Below are 21,494 nucleotides of genomic sequence, written 5' to 3'. Positions count from 1 at the left end.
AAAATATTTCTTTTCTTAATTTTATTCGTCTTTCCAGTTTAATCTATCCATTTGGCTGTATTGCCAAGGAGCTCCATTATTTTCAATGTTAGTCATCATCATATTTAATTCTTGTGGTGCAGCAGATTGCTCTAAAACTAAAAATCGACGCATATCTAAAATAATAGATAATGGGTTAATATTTACCGGACACTCTTCAACACAAGCGTTACAACTTGTACAAGCCCAAAGCTCTTCTGGAGTAATATAATCGCCTAATAATTGTTTTCCATCCTCTTTAAACTCTCCATTTTTATCTATATTTTTTCCAACTTCTTCAATTCTATCTCGAGTTTTCATCATAATTGCTCTTGGAGATAATTCTTTTCCTGTGATATTTGCAGGACACGATGAGGTACATCTACCACATTCTGTACACGTATATGCATTCATTAATTGCACCCAGTTTAAATCGGTCACATCACTTGCTCCAAATTTTTCTGGGGTTTCATTTTCAGTTTCAGGTGCTGCTGCAAATGGATCGGCATTTGGATCCATCATAAGTTGTACTTCTTTAGTTACAGCCTCTAAATTATTTAATTTCCCTTTTGGATTTAAATCTGCAAAATAAGTATTTGGAAATGCTAATAAAATATGTAAATGTTTAGAATAATATAAATAATTTAAGAATATAAATATTCCTATAATATGAATCCACCAAGCACTTTGCTCAATTATATGAAGCGTATGGTCACTAAAACCGCCAAATAATGGCACTAAAAAACGACTTATTGGATTGCCTAAATGAAAAGCCTGAAATTCTGGATCTGTAGCGTTCATTATTAAAAATAAACTCATTAAAACCATTTCAAAATACAATATGTTTAATGCGTCATTTTTTGGCCAACTTGTCATTTCTTTATTCCAAAAACGAGGGATTCTTAGTATCATTCTTCTAATCCAAAAAATAATTACAGAAATTAATACTAAAAATGCCAAAATTTCAAATGAGCCTATTAAAATATCATAAAAACTACCTAAAGAGGAGAACACTCTATGTGTGCCAAATAAACCATCAATTAAAATTTCTACAACTTCTATATTAATAATTATAAAACCTGCATAAACTATAATGTGTAATATACCTGCTATTGGGCGTTTAACCATTTTAGATTGCCCTAAAGCAACCATAATCATATTTTTCCAACGCTCATTTGAATTATCAGATCTATCAATATCTTTTCCTAGTTTTATATTTCTAGTTAATTTTTTAACATTTCTAACAAAAAAACCGATACCTACTACTAATAAAACTGCAAAAAGTATATTATCTAAATAATTCATGGTGTATTCTTAATAATTTATTTATTCCTAAAAATCAGGATTCAATTTAAAGTTTTTGATGACATGCAGACTTAACTACAAACTAATTTCAAATTTAATGGAATAATTTTAAATTCTTTAAGGATTTAAACATCTTTTACACAATAAATGTTACATAAATTAATTTTTAACAAGTATATAATTTAATACTTATTAATTTGTGTTAATTTAAATTGAAACAATAATTATTGTTAAATAAATAATATAGCTATTATTCTGAAGCTGGTTTGTAACCTTTATCTTTTTTTCCGAACAATGAAAAATGTACGTAGCGTTTTGGATGTAATTTCATATCGCGTAGTAATTCTTCCAATTCTTTAGAAGCATTAGATAAATTACTATATAAACTTTCATCTTTTAATAATTTACCTAAGCTGCCATTCCCTGAATTAATTTCTCCTAAAAGCTGATTTAAATTAGTAACAGTAGTTTGTAATTTTTTAACTGTTACACCTAAGTTTGCATTAACTAAAGTATCAGATATTTTTTTAAAATTGGAAGTCATTAACTCCGCATTTGTAAAGGTTTTATCTAGTTTTTCTTTATTGTCAGATACAAGTAAACTTAAATTTTTTGAAGCAGAATTAAAATTAGTTATGGTTTCGTTCAATTGAGCCATACTATGTTTAATATTAGTTCTTGTTTTAGTATCTACAATATCATTTAAATTGCCTAAAAGTGAATCTGCTTTTACAATTACATTTTCAACTTTTGCTTGTAATGGATTTAATTTTTCAGTTACTGTAGAAAAAATATCGGATTCAATTTCTCCTTTTAAATAATCGCCTGGTTTAGCCATTTCCCCTTCGTAGGACGGTACAACGGCCAAAGATTTTCCTCCCATCAAACTAGCACTATAAATTTTTGCTACACTTTTTTTCGAAAATTGAAAATCTTCTAAAATACTAAACTCTACTATTAGTTGTCCTCTCTTTTTAGGGTCTTTATTAAACTTTATGTTTACAACTTTACCTACTTCAACACCATTAATAGTAACAACACTAGCAGTATTTAATCCTTGAACATTATTATATTCCGTAAAATAGGTGTTAATTTTCCCATCAAATAAATTAATACCTTTTAAATAGTTATATCCCCAAATAAATAATGCTATTACAATAACTGCAAATACTCCAGTTTTTAATTCTCTAGTAACTTTCAAATCAAATTTTTTTATAAGTACAATATTACTAATTATTTTTATTAGTAGTTTACTACTATTTAGGATTTACTCAAAACTTTTTCTAAAGGAATTCTGTTCCCGTTTTTAAAAGCAACTATAAACGCAGATTTATATCCTTTTTTTCTAGCGTATTTTTGCTTCTCTTTAATATTTTTATAGTTAGATGTACTTCCAATATAATATCTATAAATACGCCCAACTTTTACTCTTTCAACATTCTTTATTCCTTTAAAATTATATGATTTTGTAGTTAATTTTCTAGCTCCTGCAGCTATTTGAACTTTATAAATTATATTGGAATTGTTAGATACGGTTTTTTGACTTGTTGATTCTTTAGGCTTTTCATCTATTTTTTTGGGAATATCACTATCTGCAACACTATTAAGTGCTAATTGATTTTTATATTGTATTATATCTTTATAAATAGAATTTGCAATTTTTTTGCTTCCAGCATTAGAATTTAAATATGGGCCTTCAATTTTATTGGTGATAAAGCCTGTTTCTATTAAAACACTTGGCATATAAGTTTGGTAAAGCACTACAAAACCAGCTTGCTTAACGCCTCTATCTTTTCTTTTTAATTCAGTTTTAAATCGATGTTGAATAATACTTGCTAATTGAATACTCTGATCTAAATACTCTTCTTGCATTAAGGTAAGTCCAATAATAGATTCTGGTTTATTTGGATTAAAGCCTTTATACTTTTCTTCATAATTTTCTTCTAATAATATTACGGAGTTTTCAGACTTAGCAATTTCAAAATTTTGTTTGTTAGCATGAGTTCCTAAAACCCAAGTTTCTGCTCCGTATGCCTGAGAAGTATGCGCATTACAGTGTATAGATACAAATAAATCTGCGTTGGCTCTATTAGCAATACTTCCTCTTTCCCATAAATCCACAAAAACATCAGTTTTTCTAGTATAAATTACCTTAATATTTTTTTCTTTTTCTAATAATTTACCAATTTGTAATACAATTTTTAAGGCTACATTTTTTTCTTTAATGTTTCTATAACCAACTTTTCCAGGATCTTTTCCTCCGTGCCCTGCATCTAAAACTACAACAAAATCTTTTTTTTGGGCAAAAGTAACCGTTCCACTAAAAAGAAATGCTGTAAAAAACACAAACGATAATAATATTTTAGTTGTTATTTTAATTTTATAAAAGTGTTGTGAGTTCATTAATTATTTTAGTTATTTTTGGCTTTTGAAATTTGGTGTTACAATTATTGAGCCATACATTTACAAAGTAACAATTATAAGGGTTTATAATTAATAAGCTAATGTATAAAACTTATAATTGCAACCCAAATTAAATCCTGTTTTTTAAAAGATATTATTATTAAAAACAATTTTAAAAATACACACTTTACAATTTTAATGGTTACAGTATTTTGCTGTTTCCAATCTTATGTTTATTCACAAGAAGTAAATCCTAAAATATCAAAAGATACTTTAAAAATTGGTGTTAAAGATTCTCTGGTTACAAAATCCATAGACACCATTGCAAAACCAAAAGAAATTTTAGAAGACATAATTGATCATAGCGCTGATAGTTTAATTAAACAAGATATTAAGAATAATAAAATTTTAATGTATAAAAATGCTCATGTACATTATAAAGATATTGATTTAACCGCTGGTTATATTGAGATAAATAACAACACCAACGTAGTTACTGCTAAAGGGATAAAAGATTCGGTTGGAGTATATCAAGAAAAACCAATTTTTAAACAAGGAAATGAAGAAACTAAACAAGATTCTATTGTTTTCAACTTTAAAACTGAAAAAGCTAAAATTTGGGGTTTACAAACTGAACAACAAGGTGTTATTATAAAAGGTGAAACCACAAAAAAAGAAAATGATTCTACTATATTTGTTAGAAACATAAAATTTACAACTTCCGAAAAAGAAAATCCAGATTACTATATAAAAACTAATAAAGCCAAAATTGTACCCAATAAAAAATTAGTAATTGGAGTTAGTAATTTAGTAATTTCTGATGTTCCTACGCCTTTATTTCTTCCATTTGCATACATTCCGCTAACCAAAGGAACCATGTCTGGTTTTTTAATGCCAACTTGGGGAGAGAACAATCAACAAGGTTATTTTTTACAAAATGGAGGTTATTATTTGGCTATTAATGATTATGTGGATTTGGCTGTTTTAGGAGATGTTTATACTAATGGAAGTTGGGGAATTAGAACAGAATCAAATTATGCTGTACGATATAAATTTAGTGGATCTTTCAGTTTTAGATACGAAAACTTGATAAATAGTTTACGTGGTTTAAGTGATTATTCAAGAACTACAAATTATAATATTAGATGGAATCATAGTCAGGACACTAAAGCAAGTCCTAATTCTAGATTTTCAGCTTCTGTAAACATGGGAAGTAGTAAATATTACCGACAATCTTTAAATGAATATAACTCTAATGCTTTCTTAAATAACACATTAAGTTCCTCTATTTCGTATTATAAAAAATTTGTTGGAACACCTTTTAATTTATCTTTATCTGTAACCCATTCTCAGAATACCAATACGGAAAGTATTATAATGTCGTTACCATCCTTACAAATTAATATGGACCGTATTTATCCATTTGTTTCTAAAACAGGAGCTAAAAAAAATGCGTTGCAAAAATTAGGAGTAACTTATTCTTTAAAAGGAGATAATAAAATAAATACTTCAGATAAATTCTTCTTAAAAAAAGAGATGTTTAATAATGCAAAATCAGGGATTCAACAAAATGCTACTTTCAGCACAAATATGAAATTATTTAAATTCTTTACTTTATCTCCTAGTGCAAATTATAAAGAAGTTTGGAATTTCGACAAAATTAGCAAAACCTATAATGCAACGGAAAACACCATAGTTACAGATACAATTAGTGGATTTAATGCTTTTAGAGAATATTCTGCTGGTGTTTCATTAACAACAACAATTTATGGAATGTTTAAATTTAAAAAAGGAAGATTACAAGCAATTCGCCATGTAATGCGACCAAGCATTTCTTATGGATACAAACCTGATTTTAGTAATTATTATGAAAGCGTTCAACAAAGTGCAGATCCAAATGATATTTTAGAATATTCTCCATTTGCTAATGGACTTTATGGTAGCCCTAGCAAAAGTTTATCCAACAGTTTAAATTTTTCACTTAACAACACTTTAGAGGCAAAAGTTATGCCTAAAGATTCTACGGATGCCAAACCAGAAAAAATAACTCTAATTAACAATTTAAACCTTTCTGCAAGTTATAATATGGCTGCTGACTCTTTAAAATGGAGTCCTGTAAGAATGACTGCTGGCACCGATTTTTTCAATAAAAAACTTAATTTAAACATTAATGCTACACTAGATCCTTATGCAATAAATGCTTCTGGAGTAAGAATAAACACCTTTAATATTAATAATGGAGGAAGTTTATTTAGACTTACCAATGCTGGTTTAACTATGAATTATTCCTTATCAAGTAAGAAATCAAAAGGAAAAACTAGTAAACAACAACAGAATGCAAATGCTAATAATTCGGATGGTATTTTTGGAGATAATTTAAATGTTAGTAATAGAATAAATAATAATGAAGATTCCGAATCTAAAACAAAAAAAGCCAAGTTATACAATGCTACTTTTCCTTGGACTCTTAAATTAGCTTATTCATTAAATTATATAAATACAAATAGGCAAAATGAAATTTCTTCTAATTCATTAATGTTTTCAGGAGATATAGATTTAACACCTAAATGGAAAGTAGGTTTTTCTTCTGGATATGACATTAAAAATCAAGGATTTTCTTATACGCAATTAAGATTTTCTCGCGATTTAGATAGTTGGAAATTAAACTTCAACTGGGTTCCTTTTGGAACTAGGCAAACTTATTATTTCTTTATTGGAGTAAAATCATCTATGCTTAGTGATTTAAAATACGATAAAAGACAAGTGCCAGACAGAAGGCTTTTCTAAATTTAAACATTTAATATTTATATTGAATAAAATTTTGAACGTCTCCTTTTCTATTTATCTTTGAATTAATACAATTGATAAAATTTATATCATGAAAAAAATTATAACTACAAAAAAAGCTCCTGCACCAATAGGACCATACAACCAAGCTACATTAGCAGGTGAAACTTTATATATTTCTGGTCAAATAGCTTTAAATCCAAACACAAATAAATTAGTTTTAAATTCTATTGAAGAAGAAACAAAACAAGTTATGGAAAATTTAAAAGCTATTTTAAATGAAGTAAATTTAACTTTTGAAAACGTAGTAAAATCAACCATATTTATTTCAGATATGAATAATTTTGCAGCTATAAATCAAGTTTATGGAAACTATTTTAATACTGAAACTGCACCTGCAAGGGAAACGGTTGAAGTTGCTCAATTACCAAAATCAGTAAATGTTGAGATTTCTATGATAGCAGTAAAATAATTTAAACTGATTTCATTAATAATTCAGCAGTTGCAGGGTTAGTTGCCAATGGAACATTATGCACATCACATAAACGCATTAGCATTGCAATGTCAGGCTCATGTGGATGTTTGTCTAAAGGATCTCTAAAAAAGAAAACCATATCCGTATTTCCTTCTGCAACTCTTGCAGCAATTTGTGCATCACCACCGTATGGCCCTGATAAATATTTTTTAACCACAAAACCAGCTTTTTCTGCATTTTTACCAGTTGTACCAGTTGCCACTAAATGAATATCTTTAGCTAATAAAGTTGCTTTAAAATCCATTAAAAATTGGATCATTTCTGCTTTTTTACCATCATGTGCTATTATTGCTATTTCCATAATTTAAAGATAGAAAATTTATTATAAAGAATCGGAATACTCAATTAAATCTACAATTTTGGTTGCATACCCAAATTCATTATCATACCAGCTAATTAATTTATAAAAATTAGGGTTTAATTCTAAACCTGCTTTAGCATCAAAAACAGAAGTTTTCGGTTCCGATACAAAATCTTGAGAAACAACTTCATCATCAGTATATCCTATAATGCCTTTATATTCATTTTCAGAAGCTTCTTTTATTGTTTTTGAAATTTCTGCATAACTAGTCGATTTTTTTAAACGAACTGTTAAATCAACTAAAGAAACATCTACTGTTGGAACCCTAACTGCCATGGCTAATAGTTTACCTTTAAGCTCTGGCATTATGGTAACAACTGCTGAAGCAGCATTAGTAGTTGTTGGAATCATATTATTTATTGCAGATCTACCTCTTCGCCATTTTTTATTTGGGCCATCTACTGGAATTTGGCTAGCTGTAGCTGCATGAACTGTAGTAACTAAACCTTCTATAATTCCAAATTTTTTATTTAAAATTTTAGCAATTGGAGCTAAACAATTAGTGGTACATGAAGCGTTTGAAAAAATAGCCTCATCTTTAGTTAAATCTTTATGATTAACTCCCATTACAAACATTGGAGCATTTACAGAAGGTCCTGAAATAACTACTTTTTTTGCGCCACTTTTTATATGTAAAGCTGCTTTTTCTCTATCTGTAAATAATCCTGTAGATTCAATTACATAATCTACATCTACTTGTTTCCAATTAATATCTTCTGGATTTCTTTCAGAAGTAACTCTAATAGTTTTCCCATTAACCACTAAAAAATTATCTTTTACTTCAATAGTTCCTTTAAATTTACCGTGAACAGAATCATATTTTAATAAGTATGCTAAATAATTTACATCTAACAAGTCGTTTATAGCAACAACTTCTATGTTATTTCTAGTGAAAGCTGACCTGAAAGCAATTCTACCAATTCTTCCAAAACCATTAATTCCAATTTTAACCATCTAATTTGAATTGATATTTTTCTTGAAGTTTTTCTTGTTCTTGTAATTAAATAGACATTATATCACTAACTCGCAATAACTCTTTATTAATTTGATGTTGTCCTTTTACTGCTTTATCTAAATCTGTAGTTTGAATTTTATTATTTACTAAACCTACCATTAAATTAGATTTTCCGTCTAATAATAATTCCACAGATTTCACTCCTAGTCTACTTGCCAAAACTCTATCAAAACAACTTGGACTACCTCCTCGCTGCATATGCCCTAAAACTGAAACTCTTACTTCGTATTCTGGTAAATTTTCTTCAACATAATTAGCAAGCTCAAATACATTTTTACCTATTTTATCACCCTCGGCAACTACTACAATACTAGAAGATTTCCCTGAGCGTTTACTTCTTTTTAAAGATTCTAATAAACGATCTAATCCTAAATCTTCTTCAGGAATTAAAATTTCTTCAGCTCCAGAACCAACACCTGAATTTAATGCTATAAAACCAGCATCTCTTCCCATAACCTCTACAAAAAACAAACGATTATGTGAACTTGCCGTATCTCTTATTTTATCAATTGCTTCAACTACTGTGTTTAAAGCTGTATCAAATCCAATAGTTGATGTAGTACCAAAAATATCATTATCAATAGTACCTGGAATACCTATACTAGGAAATTTATATTCTTCGTAAAAAATCATTCCCCCAGTAAAAGTTCCATCACCACCAATTAAAACCATGGCATCAACTTTTGCATTTTGCAGTTGCTTAAATGCTTTTTCTCTACCTTCTTTAGTTCTAAATTCTTCTGATCTTGCTGTTTTTAAAATAGTGCCGCCTCTATTAATAGTATTATTAACATTACGAGCTGTTAAAGCAACAAAGTCTCCCTCAATTAAACCTTGAAATCCGCGGTAAATACCTACACATTCTACGTTGTAATAGGAGCATGCGCGAACAACAGCCCTTATGGCTGCATTCATTCCTGGTGCATCTCCACCAGAAGTCATTACTCCTATTTTTTTAATTTTTTTCCCCATAGAGATAAATGCTAAATTATAATTAAATTTTTAATTTTAGAATAACAAATAGTTCTTTTTTTGGCTTCTACTTTATTTTATCAAAAAAACAATTTAAAAAAACTAACAATCAATACATTACCATAAATTTTTAGGATAAATTTCTGCTTCTTTAAGTTTATTTATTTCTGAAGTTACATAGTCTTTATCTTGTTTATAAGTTACACCAAACCAACGTGCATTTGAATTTAAAACTTCCATTGTGGCTAAATTATTTACAATAACATGGTTTACAACTAATGGAATAAAAAATTCTGCTTTTGGGTCTTTGTAATTATCAGCTAAAAACTCTTCAAATAACGAAGAAGAAATATTAAAATAGGTTGGTGTAAACCCAAAAAAGTTCATAGATACAATTGTGTTTTCGTCTATTTTAACCAACTCTTTATTTTCATTTTCAAATTTTAAAACTCCATCTACTTTTTCAATATGTGTTCTTTCTGTAATACCTGTTAAAAAGTTATTATCAACCTTACATTCTCCACGAGATACAAATCCATAATCAGAAACTGTATTTTTTAATACATATCCCATCATAGAAAAGTTGTTTGAAGTTTTATCTGTTTTCATTAGTTTTTTTGCCATTACTTCAAAAGCTTCTCTTCCATAAAAATCATCGGCATTTATTACTGCAAAATTTTCGGAAACTACATCTTTCGCCATCAATAAAGCATGCCCTGTTCCCCAAGGTTTCTTCCTTTGATTATCTTTATATTTTTCAGGAATATCTTCAATTTCTTGAAAAACATAAACCACTTCAATTTTACCTTCTAATTTAGGGTTAAAAAATGCTTTAAATTCATTTTCTATACTTTTTCTAATGATAAAAACGACTTTTCCAAATCCTGCTTGAATTGCATCGTAAATAGAAAAATCGAGAATAGTATCTCCTTGTTCTGTAAATGTATCTAATTGTTTAAGTCCACCATAACGGCTGCCAATACCTGCAGCCAATACTACTAATGTTGGTTTATTCATTTTTGTTAATTTTATTTTTAAAATTTATTAATTTTCTTTTTTTAGCTAAAGAATCTATACCTTTTTTAATATTTGTGGTATCTTTTACTGTTTTCTTTTTAAGTCCTAATTTTTCTAATAATTCTTTTCCATTATTAAAATCAATTTGATAATTTAAACCTACACCTTGCGTATAACCTTCTTCTTCCTCCGTATATTGAATTTCGTTTTGACGATTAAATATAGAAGATCTAAGTGTTCCTGCTTGGTTCATTAAGAATTCAACATTAACTTCACCAATTACATTAGACTGTTTTTTTGAACCAATAGGAACTCCTACTTTTCCATTAATTAAAATTCTATCGTTTACCTGATAATCTAAAGCTAATGCTAATTGATCATTTATATTTAGGTTATCAACTCTGCTCTTTTCTCCAACGGTATATACTGGTTTTAGTCTAAATTTACTGTCTGCTTTGTTAAAAATATTATCAAAAGCGTTGGATAACATATCAAAACCTGTTCCGTATAAAGCTGCATTACTATTTACTGTAATATCATTTTCATTATAAAAACTACCGGAAACTAATAAGGATATGAAATGAATTGTTTTGGTATTATTATCGTTATTATTTAATTTAAACGCTAACTCTGATGCTACTGTAGAACTAGAATTTGGAATTTCAATATCAAAACTACGTTTAGAGTTAAACAATTCTCCTGAAAAACGAGTTATCAAATCAATTGGAATTTTACGGTTTGTAGTTATATTTTCCAATAATGATTTTGGATTTGCAGATACTCGATAAACAGCTTCTAAGTTAATATCTGCAGTGTATGGATTTCCACTCCAAGAAATACTTCCTCCTCTTTTAACTGTAAATGGTTTATTTATAAATCCTCCATATTTAAAATTATAAACGCCATTATCTACAATAAAATCGCCATACATATCAAATTTATCCTTTGTATCTAAATTTATTTGTAAATTTCCTGTTCCACTTCCTTTTAAAAAACTTCCAGTTGCTTTATCTAACACCATTTCAACAACAGCATCTTTAGTAACATCTAAATCAAAATTAATAGAAAGTCCTTTTAGTTTTTCTGAAATAAACTCTCTCCTTTTTTTAGAATCATCTTCGGTTTTATTTTTATTAACAAACCTAATTAATTGCGTACTTTCTACTGTTTTTACATCACTAATTGGAATTACAAAATGAGTTCCTTTATTCGTTTTTCCTTCTACATTAATTACCAATTCATCTGTAAATCCATGTATTTTTGCATTTCCTGCTAAAAATCCAGCGCCATAGTAGAGTGAATTTTCTTCTTCTTTGGTATTTAATACTAATAAATTTTTGGTATTTATATTTAAATTTAACTTCCAATTATCAAAATTATGATGCGATAATGTTCCTGTTAAACTTCCTTTGGTTTGATATGCTTTATCTTTTAAAGTAACATCTTCAAAATTAAAAGTTTGATTTTTTAAACTAATAATACTTGTCCCATCAAAATCATAATCAACATTTAAATACGGAAAATATAATCCCGCTTGATCTAAATATAGTTCGCCATCCATATTTGGATTTTCTAATAAACCCGAAAGTTTAGTACTACCATAAACAAATCCTCTAAAATTGGTAAATACATCTTCTCCTAAAGGACTAAAAGCATTTAATTTAAACTTTTCGAAGTCAATATTCATTTCAATAGTTGGCTTTTTTGGAGTAAAATCAATATTCCCAACAGCTAGCAATGTCTTTTTATTATTTCGCTCTAGAGAAACATTAACGCCATATTTAGTAATAGAATTATCGCCATTTACATTTACTTTTAAATTTCCTTGTTCCGATTTGTTAATATTAAAATCACTGATTTCAAAATTTGCTGTTGGACGTACTTGTTTTTTTACTTGTGAATAATTTATAATTCCGTTTATAGTTCCTTTTAAATCTAAACTATCAATTTTAGGAGTGACATTTGCTAATTGTACATTGTTAAAATTAAACTGGATATTTTTGGATATACTATCTTTAATTTTTCCAGAAAAGGAAATCTCTTGCTTATTCGATGTAATATCAAATGGTTTTATAATAGTTTCTTTAGTATTATTATCGTACACAATTTTATTTTCAATATTATTTGCTCCGTTAATAAACCATTTTTTGTTTTTATAGGTAAAATCAGATTTTTTTACGCCAAAAACCGATTGCTTTTCTGGATTAAAAGTATGATAAAACGCTAAATTATATTTATCCTCATCTTTCCTTCCCTCTTTAAATTCAGTTCTAAAAAATAAAGTATCATTTAAAGTAATGTTTACCAGTTTTAGTTGTTTTATAGAATAATATTTAGAATTTATATTATCTATTAAAACTTGTGTATTAAAAATTGGGTTTTTATTATCAATTTGAACTTTTAAATTTTCAATATTATTTTTAAACGCAATAACTTTTGGCGATTTTACCGTTAATCTGAATAGATTTTTGTCTGCTACAATTTTACCTCTAATTGTGGTATTAGGCGAAAGTTGAACTTCAGGATAAAATATTTCAACTATTTTATTGTGAATTTTAAAATTGAAGTCAATTTTTTGCCCTGGAGAAACTTCAAAAGGTTTATAATTTGTATAAATACTTCCTATAGAGTTTCGTGTTAAATTAAGCAATTCATCAAATTTAAATTTGCCTTTAATTTTTCCATCAATAATTTCTGAAGAATTTACTTTAATGGTTCTAATACTGTCTTGAAAGGTTGATGTAATATTAAAATTCTTAAAAAAGTAATTGTCTTTTGAATTTCTGTATAAAAAATTGTTGAAGTTAATTTTACCAACCAAATCATCAATTGAGTTTCCTTTTACATTTATATCAATATCTCCTGTAACATTAGATATGCTATCTTTTTTATAAAAGCGAATTGCATTTAAGTCACAATAATCAACTATTGACTTAAAATTGAATTGATAAATTTTAGAAGAAAAATCAGCTAACCCTTTAAAGTTCAGTTTAATATTAGCATCATTAACTTCCATAGATCCATTAAAATGCTGATTTTTTACAACACCATTTATAGTAATATTTTTATAGGTATAATTGTTTAAATCAAACTTAGAAATTACTCCTTTAACTGAACTACTTATTTTTTCTAAAGTAAAGCCTGAACCTTCAACTTCTCCATCCATAGAAAATGTTTTTACCGATGGATTATTTAATAATTCGCCTAAATTAAAATCAGTACATTTAACATTCCCTTTATAAGAAGCATCATCAATATTTTCAATATCAGTAAGTTCTAAATCTGCATCAACTTCTCCTAAATCGGAATTAATAGACACATTAGCATCAATTAAATTGCTAGTAACATATGTTGCTCCAATTAATGTGAATCTTCCTAGTTTTTTAAAAGAGGTTGGTAATTTATTACCTAAAATATTTGGCAATAGAGATTTTAAATGATTGTAATCTGAAGTTAAATTGGTTAAATTTCCTTTTAATGAAAATCCATTTTCTTGATTAAACGAATTTTTTAAGGTAAGTGTTCCGTTAATAATTGCATTTTCATCACTAACTAATTTTAGATTTTTTGCTGTAAAATTATTTAACTGTCCATTAATTTCTGTGGAAAAATGTAAAACATCTTTTGTTCCTAATTCATTATAAAAATGTTTTAAATCTAATAATGAAACATCTGCTTGTTTAATGTTTGCGGTTAAATTTACTTTGTTATTAAAATCTGAGAAATCTTCTATTTTATAATTAAATTCAATATCTCCTTTAATTTTTGAAGTTTTAGTTTGCAACAACGTATTTTTAAACTCCATATTTTTTTTAGTGTACGAAAAATCGGTTGCCAAACTTGTAATTAATAAATTATGATTTTCTATAAAAGATAAATCGATAATTTTGGTAGAAACATTTGGGCCTTGAATAACAAAATGCTTTGAATTTCCACTAATCTGCTTAAAATCAAGTGGTTTTTCATCTATATTTTCGTCGTAAACGGATACAAAACCGTTCTTAAAATGCAGTTTTGTTGCGGTTAACAAAAAACCAGATGGTTTTCCTGTGGAAGTTCCGTCATCAAACTTATCTACAAAAATAGATAACGCATCATCTTTTTCACCTTTATAAGTTTTAATAAAAAGTTTAAAATCACTTAAAGAAATTCCTCCAAACTCCATTCTATTATTAAGTATTTTTTGATAGCTTAAAATAGAGGTGGTTAGATTTTTAGCAAAAATTAAAGTATCGTTATGATGATCTTTTATATAAACATCTTTTAATTGTACTTTACCTAAAAAAGATAAATCAACTTTATCTATACTAATTGCAACATCAAACTCCTTTTGCAAATAGGTTGTTGCTTTTTTCCCTAATTTAGTTTGAACGGAAGGAAAAGACAGTAAAATACTAACCACTATTACAAGAAGCAGTAAAATACTTAAAATTTTAAACAGTATTTTTTTAGTTCGTTTGATATACGCTAAATTTGCATTTTTTATGGCAATTATTATGCCTTAATAATTAATTAATGAATAAAAATAAATCTATTTACATACTTGGTATTGAATCGTCTTGCGATGATACCAGTGCTGCTGTTATTTACAACGGAAAAATACTCTCAAATGTTATAGCAAATCAAGAAGTTCACGCCAAATATGGCGGTGTTGTTCCTGAATTAGCTTCACGCGCTCATCAACAAAATATTGTTCCTGTAATTCAACAAGCAATTCAAAAGGCAAATATCGATAAAAAAGACTTAAATGCCATAGCTTTTACACGTGGACCTGGATTAATGGGTTCATTATTGGTAGGAACCTCTTTTGCAAAGTCACTTTCACTAGCTTTAAACATTCCATTAATTGCTGTAAATCATATGCAAGGACACGTTTTAGCCCATTTTATTGAAGAAGAAAATCAACCAAAACCTACTTTTCCTTTTTTGTGTTTAACTATTAGTGGTGGACATACACAAATAGTAAAAATTAGTGATTATTTTACTATGGAAGTGCTTGGAGAAACGCTAGATGATGCAGTTGGCGAAGCTTTTGATAAATCTGCTAAAATTTTGGGATTACCTTATCCTGGTGGCCCATTAATTGATAAACACGCACAATTAGGAAATCCAAATGCTTTTACATTTACAAAACCTAAAGTTGATGAGTTGAATTTTAGTTTTAGTGGTTTAAAAACTGGTATTCTATATTTTATTCAGAAAAAGGTAAAAGAAAATCCTGATTTTATTAAAGAGAATTTAAATGATATTTGTGCTTCAATTCAAAAAACAATTGTTGAAATATTATTTGACAAACTTAAATTAGCAGTGCAAAAAACTGGAATTACGCAAATTGCAATTGCTGGTGGTGTAAGTGCTAATTCTGAAATTAGAAAAGAATTAAAAGCATCCGAAAAAAAATTAGGCTGGACTACTTACATTCCAAAATTTGAATACACTACAGACAATGCTGGTATGATAGCTATTGCTGGGTATTTAAAGTATTTAAAAAATAATTTTTCAGAAACAAATATTACCGCAACTTCAAGATTAAAAGTAAGCGATAATTGAAAGCAAAAAAAAGCCTTCCATTTAAAATGGAAGGCTTTTTTGTATCATATTAGTTTATTTAAAACTTAGCGTTTACATCCCAAGCTTCTAAATTTTCTTTTATACTTTTAATAAACATTCCTCCTAAAGCGCCATTAACAACTCTATGATCATAAGAATGTGAGATAAACATTTTATGTCTAATTCCTATAAAATCTCCTTCAGGTGTTTCAATAACTGCAGGAACTTTTCTAACAGCTCCTAATGCTAAAATAGCCACTTGTGGTTGATTAATAATTGGCGTTCCAAAAACACTTCCAAAACTACCAACATTAGTAACTGTATAAGTACCTCCTTGAATTTCATCAGGTTGTAATTGTCCTTTTCTAGCTCTATTAGCTAAATCGTTAACAGATTTAGTCATTCCAACTAAATTTAATTGATCAGCATTTTTAATTACTGGCACAATTAAATTTCCATCAGGTAAGGCTGCTGCCATTCCTAAATTAATAGCTTTTCTTTTTATAATTTTATCTCCATCTACAGAAATATTAATCATTGGGAAATCTTTAATAGCTTTTGCTACCGCCTTCATAAAAATAGGTGTGTACGTAATTTTTTCTCCTTCACGAGCAAAAAACTTATCTTTTACTGCATTTCTCCATTTAACAATATTAGTTACATCTACTTCAATAAAAGATTGCACATGTGCTGAAGTTTGTACCGATGCCACCATATGATGCGCAATTAACTTACCCATTCTAGTCATCTCAATCACTTCATCTGTACCATTAACTGAAACAGGAGTAGAAACTTTTGGTTCAGATTTAACTGTTTTAGTACTTTCTTCTACAATATTTTTTTCTTCTTTTGAAACATTTTGTTTATAAACTTCTCTACCGCTTTCTATATAAGCTAAAATATCATTTTTGGTAACTCGATTATCTTTTCCTGTACCAATAATAGCTTCTAATTCATCCATAGAAACGCCTTCTTTTTCCGCTATATTTCGAACTAAAGGCGAATAAAATTTACCCGATAGAGAAACTTTTTCAATGGTATTATCTTCAATTGTTTCATTAACTTTTTCTTCTATTTGTTCCGCTTCCTCGTTAGAAACTTTTTCATCAACTTCTAATTCGGTATTATCCTCTCCTGCGGTTTCAATAATTGCAATAGTATCTCCAACTTTAACAACGGCATCTGCTTCAAACTTAATTTCTAATAAAGTACCCTCTACTTCGCTTGGAACCTCTGAATCTACTTTATCTGTAGCAATTTCGACAAGAGTTTCATCTAGTTCAACTGTATCGCCTACATTTTTTAACCACGATATTATGGTTGCTTCTGCAACACTTTCGCCCATTTTTGGGAGTTTTACTTCAAATTTTGCCATTGATTTTTTTTTAGATTTGCAAATTTACAAAAAATTAAAAGGTATTAAAATTTAAATACCATCTCATTTACTTATCCCATTTTTTAATAACCAATTATAAACTATTAATTTACACCTTTTTAATACATAAAAGCATATTATACATAAATTATTATGTATAAAAGTATTTCCATAATTTTAATTTAACACTTTTTAACAAATTAACATTTTAATGTAACTTTTATTACCTTTGATTTCATATAAATTTATATAGACTCAGTTTAAATAATAGTTAACATACTGATTTATAGTTTTTTATAAATTTTTAGAATATGATTTATGTCATTATTTTGGTTGTTATTTGTATTTAACTTTACCTAAAATTTAACAAACAAATTATTATTTAAATAAATATTTTATTATGAAAAATGTAAGGCTATTAGGTTTCTTGATGATTTTAGCATCAAGTTTTATGTTTATCCAGTGTACAAGTGAACCAATACAAGGTCCTCCAGGAACTGCAGGTACAGATGGTGTGGATGGTGTTGACGGTGTTGATGGTACCACAGAGTGTATTGCATGTCACAATACTGCAAACAAAGAACACGCTGAATCTACCTATTTATTATCAAAACATGCTATTGAAACTACTATGTATGATGGTAGAAAACTTTCTCAATACGGAAACAGAAGTTCATGTACACAATGTCACACTAGTCAAGGTTATATAGACTATATGGAAACAGGTAGCGTTACTGGAGATGCTTATCCAGATGCTGATCAACATATAACTTGTGTCACTTGCCACAGTACACATACTTCTTTTGATTTTGCTAATGATGGATATGATTATGCACTTAGACAAGGTCTTATGCCTGTTGATTTAATTGTTGACCCTTCATATTCCATTGATATGGGAGCAAGTAACACTTGTGTTAATTGTCACCAACCAAGAACAGCTCCTCCAACAGACGATGGTAATGGTACATTTACAATTACTAGTACACATTGGGGGCCACACCATGGACCACAATCTACCCTATTAGAAGGTTTAAACGCTTCCTTAATACCTGGAACAACAGGTTACCCAGGTGTTGGTTCTGCTACTCACAGAACAGGTGCATCATGTATTGCATGTCATATGGGAGAATCTACTTCTGATACTGAAGGGGCACATACTTGGAACGTTACAGAAGAAGCTTGTTTAACTTGTCATACAAGTGGAGCACCTACAGAAGTAGCTGGTTTAGCAGATGATATGACAACTTTAGCAGGTTTATTAGCAAATGTACAAGGTGTTGATTCAAATGGAGACCCAATAACAGGAATTGTTATTGACGGAAGCCCTGTACAAGGAACTTTTGATATTAGCGCTTCAGAAGCAGCTTGGAACTATCTTTATATTTTAGAAGATAAAAGTAATGGTATCCACAACCCTACTTACTCAAAAGCTATTATTAAAAATGCTATTGAAGTTTTACAACAATAATATATAAATAAGAAGCACCTATTTAATGTAAAAGTGCTAAAATCAAACTTGCACTTTTACATTAAATTAAAAGTTACTTTTTTAAAAAATATACAAATGAAAAAATTAATTAAATTTCTCATAGCCATTATAGTAGGGCTTTTCATGAACTCATGTTATTATGATGATTATCCTGAAATAGTTCCAGATAATGGTGGTGGAGATACTGTCATATCGTATGCAACTGATATAATGCCATTATGGTCTGAATGTGTTGGTTGTCATAGCGGAAATACAGCTCCAGATTTACGAGATGCCAATTCATATACAAGTTTATTAAACGGATTTGTTGTTCCTAATGATTCTCAATCTAGTGTTTTATACAAATCGCTTTTAGGTGAGGGAGCTTCTCTAATGCCTCCAGGATCAAAATGGCCTACTACTAAAATAAATTTAGTAAAAAACTGGATCGACCAAGGAGCATTAAATAATTAACTAATAGAATAAAAACATGAAAAATCACATAAAATTATTTCTTATTTTCTTAATAGTTCCTTTTTTAGCTATTGCCCAGAAAAAGGATTCTGTTAAAGTAAAAGAAAAATTAGAAAGATCAGCCTTTGAAGCAGCTACAGTAATTGATAATGCTAGTAATGTATTGTTTAACAAAAACACATTAGACGTTCAAATGGCACATAGATTTGGAGTTATTAATGGTGGAAGCAATGATATGGCAGGCTTTTGGGCTCCTTCAAATATTAGAATTGGTTTATCCTATGCTATTTTAGACAGACTGACCATTGGATATGGAACCACTAAATTTGATAGACTACAAGATTTTAACTGGAAAGTAGCTTTGTTAAGACAAACTAGATCTAATACAATGCCTATTAGCGTTAGTTATTACGGAAATTTTACTGTTAGTGCTCTTAAAAAAGAAAATTTCAATTTAAAACAAGATAGATACTCTTATTTTAACCAAATAATTATTGCTAAAAGATTTAGCCCAAATATATCTTTTCAACTTGCTCCAAGTGTATCTCATTATAACTTAGTAGATAAACCAGCAATGAAAAATGATATGGTAGCTATTGCTTTTGGAGGTAGAATAAAAATAAGCCCTCAAACAGCAATTGTATTTGATTACACACAACCCGTTACAAAATTTGATAGCTCTGTAAAACCTGAACCAGGCATAAGTATAGCAACTGAATTTGCTACATCTGCTCACGTTTTTCAAATTATCTTAACAAATTACAACGGATTAGTACAACAAAAAAATATAATGTTTAACCAAAATAATTTCTTTAATGGAGATTTCATGATTGGATTCAATATTACAAGAGTTTATAATTTTTAAATAAATGCAGGCAGTAAAACAAAATATTAAAGTCTCAACTTTATATTTTGCTTTACTGTTTTTTTACTACTACTAATTAATAATAATTAAAAATGAAGAAAAATAATCGAATTTCAAGAAGAAGCATGCTTCCTTTATTAGGAAGTTCATTATTACTTCCTTTTATTGGTTTCAGCAAAACTACAACTGAAGAAAATACCATTTTAGACAGCGAGGAAGAATATCAAACTTTATTAAAACCAGACGGTACAGCTGTAAAAGTTAAGGTTAGTGCTTTAAAAAAATCAACTATTGTTAAGAAAAATGTTTCAAACAAATCATTCCTTAACTGGTTAAACAAAAAACTATAATCTTACTTAATTACCTAAATCATGGAAAATAATAATAAAGACTCAAGACGTAAATTTCTTGACAAAGGACTAAAATTGGGTATTGCGACTGCAATAGGTAGTATAGGGTTGTCTAAAATAGTATCCGCTTTAAATGCTCAAACAAAAGATTCTGGAGATAAAATGGAATTAATGACCACAGATGGTTCACTGATTGAAGTAGACTCATCAGAGGTTGTAGAAATGATTGACAACAAACCAGAACATATAAAATATAACGTACGCGAAGGAATTCCTAATCGAAAATTTGTAATGGTTATTGATTTGGCTAAATGTAAAAACGCATTAAAATGCCAATCATCTTGCAATAAAAACCATTTCATTACTGGAGATAATCCTTGGCTTAAAGTACATAAAATGCAAGAAGATGAAGATACCGCACCTTATTGGATGCCTACAACTTGTATGCATTGCGATCATCCTGCTTGTGTAACCGTTTGCCCTGTAGGAGCAACTTTTAAAAGAAAAGATGGCTTAGTATTAATAGATAATGAACGTTGCATTGGCTGTCGTTTCTGTATGGCAGCTTGTCCATATTCTACTCGAGTATTTAACTGGAGTGAACCAGACCAAGGAGAAATTACTATGGCTATGGATATGCATATGGAACATCAAGAATTTTACAACCCTGAATATGCTGGTTTACCAAGTGTAAAAGGAACTGTAGACAAATGTGATTTTTGTCCACATTTAATAAAAGAAAATGAATTGCCTCATTGTGTAACTGCTTGTCCAAATGGCGTATTCTATTTTGGAGATAAATATGAAGATACGGTTACTAATGGCGATGAAACTTTTAGATTAAGCAAATTATTGAAAGATAAAGATGGTTATAGATTAATGGAAGGATTAGGAACAAAACCTAGTGTTTATTACTTACCTCCAGTTAATCGACTAGTAGATTTTGAGAAAGGTTTAGATAACTTTAGTGAATTTAAATCTGATAAAAAACCTGAATAA

At 28.6% G+C, this 21,494-nt stretch carries 17 protein-coding genes; 8 read left to right on the top strand and 9 right to left on the bottom strand.

Annotated features, from left to right (window positions below; genetic code table 11):
* Window positions 1–21 precede the first annotated feature (21 nt).
* The 3 genes from R3342_RS06060 to R3342_RS06050 form a co-directional block, all read right to left on the bottom strand.
* Window positions 22–1,323, bottom strand: a complete 1,302-nt coding sequence (locus R3342_RS06060) for a (Fe-S)-binding protein (RefSeq protein WP_318938967.1) — start codon at window positions 1,321–1,323, stop codon at window positions 22–24.
* 250 nt (window positions 1,324–1,573) lie between these two features.
* Window positions 1,574–2,524 carry an MlaD family protein gene (locus R3342_RS06055; protein WP_318938965.1) on the bottom strand — a complete coding sequence of 317 codons (951 nt, stop codon included), beginning with the start codon at window positions 2,522–2,524 and terminating at the stop codon, window positions 1,574–1,576.
* 59 nt (window positions 2,525–2,583) lie between these two features.
* Entirely contained in the window at window positions 2,584–3,726 is a 1,143-nt protein-coding gene (locus tag R3342_RS06050) for an N-acetylmuramoyl-L-alanine amidase (protein WP_318938963.1), read from the bottom strand.
* Between the two features lie 198 nt (window positions 3,727–3,924).
* On the opposite strand from R3342_RS06050, the gene R3342_RS06045 reads away from it, so the two are divergent.
* A complete protein-coding gene (locus R3342_RS06045) occupies window positions 3,925–6,513 on the top strand; it encodes a putative LPS assembly protein LptD (protein WP_318938961.1) in 2,589 nt (862 codons plus the stop codon).
* 91 nt (window positions 6,514–6,604) lie between these two features.
* Window positions 6,605–6,985 (top strand): Rid family detoxifying hydrolase, encoded by a 381-nt coding sequence (locus R3342_RS06040; RefSeq protein ID WP_318938959.1) that lies wholly within the window; start codon window positions 6,605–6,607, stop codon window positions 6,983–6,985.
* Between the two features lies 1 nt (window position 6,986).
* Here the strand turns inward: R3342_RS06040 and R3342_RS06035 are convergent, their stop codons facing one another.
* From R3342_RS06035 to R3342_RS06015, 5 genes are all read right to left on the bottom strand, one after another.
* On the bottom strand, window positions 6,987–7,349 hold the full coding sequence (locus R3342_RS06035) for a methylglyoxal synthase (RefSeq protein ID WP_318938958.1): 363 nt from the start codon (window positions 7,347–7,349) through the stop codon (window positions 6,987–6,989).
* A gap of 21 nt (window positions 7,350–7,370) precedes the next feature.
* Window positions 7,371–8,363 (bottom strand): type I glyceraldehyde-3-phosphate dehydrogenase, encoded by a 993-nt coding sequence (gene gap, locus R3342_RS06030; protein WP_318938956.1) that lies wholly within the window; start codon window positions 8,361–8,363, stop codon window positions 7,371–7,373.
* 46 nt (window positions 8,364–8,409) lie between these two features.
* Entirely contained in the window at window positions 8,410–9,396 is a 987-nt protein-coding gene (gene pfkA / locus R3342_RS06025) for a 6-phosphofructokinase (protein WP_318938954.1), read from the bottom strand.
* Window positions 9,397–9,513: 117 nt separating this feature from the next.
* A complete protein-coding gene (locus R3342_RS06020) occupies window positions 9,514–10,413 on the bottom strand; it encodes a sugar phosphate nucleotidyltransferase (protein WP_318938953.1) in 900 nt (299 codons plus the stop codon).
* A complete protein-coding gene (locus R3342_RS06015; RefSeq protein WP_318938951.1) occupies window positions 10,406–14,815 on the bottom strand; it encodes a translocation/assembly module TamB domain-containing protein in 4,410 nt (1,469 codons plus the stop codon). Before R3342_RS06015 ends, R3342_RS06020 begins: the two co-directional genes overlap by 8 nt.
* A 113-nt stretch (window positions 14,816–14,928) precedes the next feature.
* On the opposite strand from R3342_RS06015, the gene tsaD reads away from it, so the two are divergent.
* Entirely contained in the window at window positions 14,929–15,963 is a 1,035-nt protein-coding gene (gene tsaD / locus R3342_RS06010; protein WP_318938950.1) for a tRNA (adenosine(37)-N6)-threonylcarbamoyltransferase complex transferase subunit TsaD, read from the top strand.
* 58 nt (window positions 15,964–16,021) lie between these two features.
* On the opposite strand, the gene R3342_RS06005 is transcribed toward tsaD, so the two are convergent.
* Window positions 16,022–17,338 carry a dihydrolipoamide acetyltransferase family protein gene (locus R3342_RS06005; protein ID WP_318938948.1) on the bottom strand — a complete coding sequence of 439 codons (1,317 nt, stop codon included), beginning with the start codon at window positions 17,336–17,338 and terminating at the stop codon, window positions 16,022–16,024.
* Between the two features lie 400 nt (window positions 17,339–17,738).
* Between R3342_RS06005 and R3342_RS06000 the strand changes: the two genes are divergently transcribed.
* From R3342_RS06000 to R3342_RS05980, 5 genes are all read left to right on the top strand, one after another.
* Window positions 17,739–18,806 (top strand): hypothetical protein, encoded by a 1,068-nt coding sequence (locus tag R3342_RS06000; RefSeq protein ID WP_318938947.1) that lies wholly within the window; start codon window positions 17,739–17,741, stop codon window positions 18,804–18,806.
* A gap of 96 nt (window positions 18,807–18,902) precedes the next feature.
* The gene (locus R3342_RS05995; protein WP_318938944.1) at window positions 18,903–19,280 is read left to right on the top strand and encodes a hypothetical protein; all 378 of its coding nucleotides are present in this window, start codon (window positions 18,903–18,905) and stop codon (window positions 19,278–19,280) included.
* A gap of 16 nt (window positions 19,281–19,296) precedes the next feature.
* Entirely contained in the window at window positions 19,297–20,145 is an 849-nt protein-coding gene (locus R3342_RS05990) for a DUF5777 family beta-barrel protein (protein ID WP_318938943.1), read from the top strand.
* Window positions 20,146–20,237: 92 nt separating this feature from the next.
* Window positions 20,238–20,495, top strand: a complete 258-nt coding sequence (locus tag R3342_RS05985) for a hypothetical protein (protein ID WP_318938941.1) — start codon at window positions 20,238–20,240, stop codon at window positions 20,493–20,495.
* 21 nt (window positions 20,496–20,516) lie between these two features.
* Window positions 20,517–21,494: a 4Fe-4S dicluster domain-containing protein gene (locus R3342_RS05980; protein WP_318938940.1), complete on the top strand. Its 978-nt coding sequence runs from the start codon at window positions 20,517–20,519 to the stop codon at window positions 21,492–21,494.

It is taken from the genome of Lutibacter sp. (assembly GCF_033723435.1).
GTDB lineage: Bacteria > Bacteroidota > Bacteroidia > Flavobacteriales > Flavobacteriaceae > Lutibacter.
This window is presented reverse-complemented; position numbering and strand designations above follow the sequence as displayed.